The sequence below is a fragment of the Devosia sp. genome (assembly GCF_040509215.1).
In the GTDB taxonomy this organism is placed as follows: Bacteria; Pseudomonadota; Alphaproteobacteria; order Rhizobiales; family Devosiaceae; genus Devosia.
On record NZ_JBEVLL010000307.1, the window covers coordinates 1 to 5569 of the forward strand.

At 61.7% G+C, this 5569-nt stretch carries 6 protein-coding genes; all 6 read left to right on the forward strand.

The window, feature by feature from the left end; all coding sequences use genetic code 11:
• Positions 1-252, forward strand: a 252-nt coding sequence (locus ABW043_RS17235) for an XdhC family protein (RefSeq protein WP_353922429.1), incomplete at its 5' end; no start/stop codon positions are given.
• A gap of 1 nt (position 253) precedes the next feature.
• Positions 254-1771, forward strand: a complete 1518-nt coding sequence (locus tag ABW043_RS17240) for an ABC transporter ATP-binding protein (protein WP_353922430.1) — start codon at positions 254-256, stop codon at positions 1769-1771.
• Entirely contained in the window at positions 1768-2853 is a 1086-nt protein-coding gene (locus ABW043_RS17245) for an ABC transporter permease (RefSeq protein WP_353922431.1), read from the forward strand. Before ABW043_RS17240 ends, ABW043_RS17245 begins: the two co-directional genes overlap by 4 nt.
• A complete protein-coding gene (locus ABW043_RS17250) occupies positions 2853-3773 on the forward strand; it encodes an ABC transporter permease (protein WP_353922432.1) in 921 nt (306 codons plus the stop codon). The genes ABW043_RS17245 and ABW043_RS17250 overlap by 1 nt, the downstream gene beginning before the upstream one ends.
• Positions 3774-3829: 56 nt before the next feature.
• Complete coding sequence (locus ABW043_RS17255) at positions 3830-4915, forward strand: BMP family ABC transporter substrate-binding protein (RefSeq protein ID WP_353922433.1); 1086 nt, start codon at positions 3830-3832, stop codon at positions 4913-4915.
• A 78-nt stretch (positions 4916-4993) separates the two neighbouring features.
• Positions 4994-5569 (forward strand): urate hydroxylase PuuD (locus ABW043_RS17260; RefSeq protein ID WP_353922434.1); only part of this gene is annotated, 576 nt, incomplete at its 3' end.

A 5569-nucleotide genomic window follows, 5' to 3' on the forward strand; every position in this document is an offset into this window, starting at 1 on the left:
CCCTATGTCGGCATGGTGGGCTCGAAGACCAAGCGCGCAAAATTTGCCAGCTGGTTTGTGGAGCAGGGGGGCGACAGGGCGCTGTTGTCGCGACTGGTGCTACCTATTGGTGCGCAAGGGCTTGGGGATAAACGACCATCGGTTATTGCGGTACTAGCCGCGGCTGAAGTTATGGTCCAGATTGGGGGACGGGAAGCTTCGAACGGGCGCACGCCCACCCCCGGCAAAGTGGGGGTGGCGAGTGGATTTTGATATGCCCAATCGGCTCGAACTGACCGGCATTACCAAACAATTCCCCGGCGTTCTGGCCAATGACCATGTGTCATTTGCGGTAAAACCCGGCGAAATCCACGCGCTCCTCGGCGAAAACGGCGCCGGCAAATCCACCCTCGTCAAAATGATCTACGGCATCATGCAGCCCGATGCCGGCGAAATCCGCTGGAATGGCGAACCCGTCGTGGTGGCCAATCCAAAGGCGGCGCGAAAGCTCGGCGTGGGCATGGTGTTCCAGCATTTCTCGCTGTTCGAAGCGCTGACCGTGCTCGAGAATATTGCGCTGGGCATGGATGCGAAAATCCCGTCGCGCGAGCTTGAAAGCCGCATTCGCGAGGTCATGGAAACCTATGGCTTGACGCTCGATCCGCACCGGACCGTGGCGACGCTTTCGGTGGGCGAGCGGCAGCGCATCGAAATCGTGCGCGCCTTGTTGCTCAATCCGCAATTGCTGATCATGGACGAGCCGACTTCGGTGCTGACGCCGCAGGAGGTGGAGCAGCTTTTCACGGTCCTGCGCAAGCTCGCCGCCGAAGGCTGTTCGATCCTCTACATTTCGCACAAGCTGCATGAAATCAAAGCCTTGTGCGATACGGCGACCATTCTGCGCGGCGGCAAGCTGGTCGATACCTGCGATCCCAAGCAGGAGACGAGCCGCTCAATGGCCGAGAAGATGATCGGCACGGGATTGAAGGATATCGTCAAGGCCGAGGGCAGGGCCTTCGGGCCGCCCAAGCTGGTGGTGAACAGGCTGTCGACGGTCAAGACAGGGCACTTCGACGTCGCGGTCGACAATGTCAGCTTTACCGTGCGGGCAGGAGAGATCCTGGGGGTCGCGGGCGTTGCCGGGAATGGGCAGAACGCGCTGCTTGATGCCCTCTCGGGAGAACTCATTGGGGATGATCGCGAGGCCATTACCATTGATGGCTTTGGCATCGGTCTGATGAACACGACCCAGCGCCGCAAGCAGGGACTTTGCGCGGTGCCGGAAGAGCGCAATGGCCATGCGGCGGTGGGCGATTTTTCGCTTTCGGACAATTCCGTGCTGACGGCGCGTGATCGGCTCGGCATGGTGGTTCTGGGCCTGATCAATTCGGGCGCGGCCAAGACCTATACGGGCAAGGTGATCGCCGACTTCGCCGTCAAGGCGCTGGGGCCAGGCGCTACGGCCGGCTCGCTTTCGGGCGGGAACCTCCAAAAATACATTATGGGTCGCGAAATTCTGCAGAAACCGACTGTATTGGTGGTGAGCCAGCCGACCTGGGGTGTCGATGCTGGCGCAGCGGCGGCCATTCATCAGGCGCTTGTGGATCTGGCGGCTGCGGGCTCGGCCATCGTCGTCATCAGCCAGGATCTCGACGAGCTGCGGGCGCTTTGCGACACATTGGCGGTCATCAATATGGGACGCCTCAGCGCGGCCCGGCCGGTGAAGGAATTCAGCGTGGAAGAAATTGGGCTGCTGATGGGCGGCGTGCATGGCACGGCGGAGATGGCATGATGCGCTTCCGGCTTGAAAAGCGTCCAGAGCCCTCCAAGCTTATGCTCTATGGTACCCCGGTCGCGGCCGTGGTGCTGACGATGATCCTGGGCTGCCTGCTGTTTTCGGCCATCGGCTACAATGGCCTGCGCGCCGTGCAGGAAATCTTCTTCACCCCCCTGACCAATCCCTACAAATGGCAGGACCTTGGCATCAAGGCCGCGCCGTTGATCATCATTGGCACGGGCCTGTCGGTGGCATACCGCGCCAATGTCTGGAACATCGGCGCCGAGGGTCAGTATATTATCGGCGCCCTGGCGGCGACCAGCATTGCGCTTCTCACCTGGGGCATGTCGGGCTGGTGGATCCTGCCGCTCATGGCCATCGCGGGTATGGCGGGCGGCATGGCCTATGCGTCCATTCCGGCCTTTCTCAAGACCCGGCTCAACGTCAATGAAATCCTGACCAGCCTGATGCTGACCTATGCGTCGGTGCAGGTGATCTACTATCTCATCCGCGGTCCGTGGAAGGACCCGATGGGTATTGGCTTTCCCCAATCGCGCCTCTTCTCCGAGGCGGCGCGTCTGCCCAACATCATTCCCGGCACTATTGTACACCTGGGTGTGCCGATCGCCGTGATCGTCGCTCTGATCGCCTGGTTCGTGATGAGCAAGACGGTGTTCGGCTACCGCATGCGCGTCGTCGGCGCGGCGCCCCACGCAGCGCGCTATGGCGGCTTTTCCGAGAACAAGACGATCTGGTTGGCCATGCTGGTCAGCGGTGGGCTTGCAGGCCTTGCCGGCATGCTGGAAGTGGCTGGGCCGTTCCAGCGCATGGTGCCCGGCTTTCCCACCAATTACGGCTTTACCGCAATCATCGTTGCTTTTCTCGGGCGGCTTAACCCGCTGGGCGTGATTATCGCCGGTGTGGTGCTCGCCATCACTTTCGTGGGTGGGCAGGTAGCGCAGACGACCATCGGACTGCCCGATGAAGCCACCGGTATTTTCCAGGCGATGATGCTGTTCCTGCTGCTCGCCGGCGATATCCTGGTGCGCTATAGGATCCGCCGCATCAGCCCTGAAGCCAGCGCGGGAGCGGCATAATGGACCTGACGATCGCAATTCTCGTTACTGTCGTCGGCGCCTCAACCCCCATCCTGATCGCGGCCCTGGGCGAACTGGTTGTCGAGCGCTCGGGCGTGCTCAACCTCGGCGTGGAAGGCATGATGCTGCTTGGGGCCATTGCTGGCTTCGTGGTGCAGTTTCATACCGGCAATCATTTCCTCGCGTTGATCTGTGGCGCGGCCGCCGGCATGGCGGCGTCGCTGATCTTTGGGTTTCTTACCCTGTCATTGTCCGCCAACCAGACGGCCACGGGCCTGGCGCTGACCATTTTCGGTACGGGCTTTTCGGCGCTGGCGGGGGCCTCCTATTCGGCGCGACCGGTGACGCTGATGTCGCCGATCTTTCCAGACCTTGCCGCGCATCCTGTATTGCGGGTGCTCTTCGGCTATTCGTTTCCGGCTTATTTCGCCATCTTCATGGTCTTTGCCATCTGGTTCTTCCTTAAGAAGACCCGGGCGGGCCTGATCCTGCGCGCCGTCGGCGAGAACGACCTTTCCGCCCATTCCATCGGCTATTCGGTGATCAAGGTGCGCTATCTCGCCGTAATGTTCGGCGGGGCAATGGCCGGTATCGCAGGGGCGTGCTTCCCGCTGACGCTCACCCCACAATGGGCCGAGGGCATGACGGCAGGCCGCGGCTGGATCGCCGTGGCGCTCGTGGTCTTCGCCTCGTGGCGTCCGTTCCGCCTGCTTGGCGGCGCCTATCTCTTTGGTCTCGTGATGACCATGGAGCTTTACGCCAAGGCCGGCGGCGGCCCGCTTTCGGCTATTCCGTCCGAACTCTGGGCGGCTCTGCCTTATATCGCGACCATCGTTGTGCTGGTGCTGATTTCGCTCCGGCGCGATGCGTCTACCAATGCACCGGCCTGCCTCGGCAAGCCGTTCATGCCCAGCAATTGAGGCGGCGTCCAATGACTGCCTCATGCAATCGGAACGTCAGTCAGGAGAAACGAAATATGACTCTATCCCGTCGTGGGTTTATCAAGGTCGGTGGCGCCGCCATGACCCTGCCGCTGCTTGGCGGCACTGCTTTCGGCCAGGCCGAGAAGCTCAAGATCGGCTTCATCTATGTCGGCTCGATCAACGACAACGGCTATAACTACGCGCACAACCAGGGCCGCCTCTACGTCGAGGAAAACCTTGGCGACGCGGTTGAGACCATGTTCGTCGAAAACGTGCCGGAAGGCCCGGACTGCGAACGCGTCGTGCGCGAACTGGCCCAGCAGGGCTGCAAGCTTATCTTCGCAACGAGCTTCGGTTTCGGTGACTCGGTGATCAAGGTTGCGCCGGAATTCCCAGACGTCGCCTTCGAGCACGCCACCGGCTACATGAAGGCCGACAATGTGGGCCTCTACAATGCCCGCTTCTACGAAGGCCGCGCCGTTTGCGGCGTGATTGCCGGTCACATGTCCAAGACCGCCAAGGCCGGCTACATCGGCTCCTTCCCGATCCCGGAAGTGGTGATGGGCATCAACTCGTTCGTGCTCGCAGCGCGTCAGGTCAATCCTGAATTCACCATCACCCCGGTCTACATCTCGACCTGGAACGACCCGGCCAAGGAAGCTGACGCTGCCCGCGCCATGATCGACCAGGGCATTGACATCGTTGCCCAGCACACCGACGGTCCGGCTGCCCTGCAGGTCGCCGCCGAACGTGGCATCGTGGGTGGTTTCGGCCAGGGCGCGGACATGTCGGCCTTCGCTCCGGAAACCCAGCTCACCGCCATCATCGACCACTGGGGCCCGCACTACCTGGCTTCGGCCGAGGCCGTGCTCGAAGGCACCTGGGTTCCGGGCGACACCTGGGAAGGTCTCAAGGAAGACGTGGTCCAGATTGGCCCGTACAACGCCAAGGTTCCGGCCGATGTCGTCACCGCGGCAGAAGCCATGCGCACCGGCCAGATCGATGGCTCGGTTCACATCTTCACCGGCCCGATCAACGACCACACCGGCACGGAACGCGTTGCGGCCGGCGTGACCATGACCGATGCCGAGCTGCTCAGCATGGACTGGTATGTCGAAGGCGTCGAACAGCCGGCATAAGGCTTTCGAGCACATTTGAGGGGCGGGCCATGAGTCCGCCCCTTTTCACGAGTGCTGGCGGAAGGGGAGCAAGCGATGATGCCCGACTATGCAATCTTCTATGAATGGCTGATGTTTGCTGTCCGCTGGCTGCATGTCATCACCGCCATCGACTGGATCGGCTCGTCCTTCTATTTCATCGCGCTCGACCTTGGCCTGCGCAAGACGCCGAGCCTGCCGCCGCTGGCGCATGGCGAGGAGTGGCAAGTGCATGGCGGTGGCTTTTACCACATCAACAAGTATCTGGTGGCGCCGGAGTTTCTGCCCGAGCATTTGACCTGGTTCAAATGGGAGAGCTACTGGACCTGGCTTTCCGGCGCGATGCTGCTGGCGCTGATCTATTATGTCGGGGCCGACATCTACCTTATCGACCGCAACGTCCTCGACCTGTTGGCGTGGCAGGCCATCGGCCTTTCCATCGGCTCGATCGTCTTGGGCTGGGTGCTCTACGACGCGCTGTGCAAGTCGCCGATCGGGCAGTCGACCACCGGCCTGATGCTGGTGCTGTTCGCCATTCTCGTCGCCGCGAGCTGGGGCTATACGCAACTGTTCACCGGCCGGGCCGCCATGCTGCACATGGGTGCATTCACGGCGACCATCATGGCTGCGAATGTG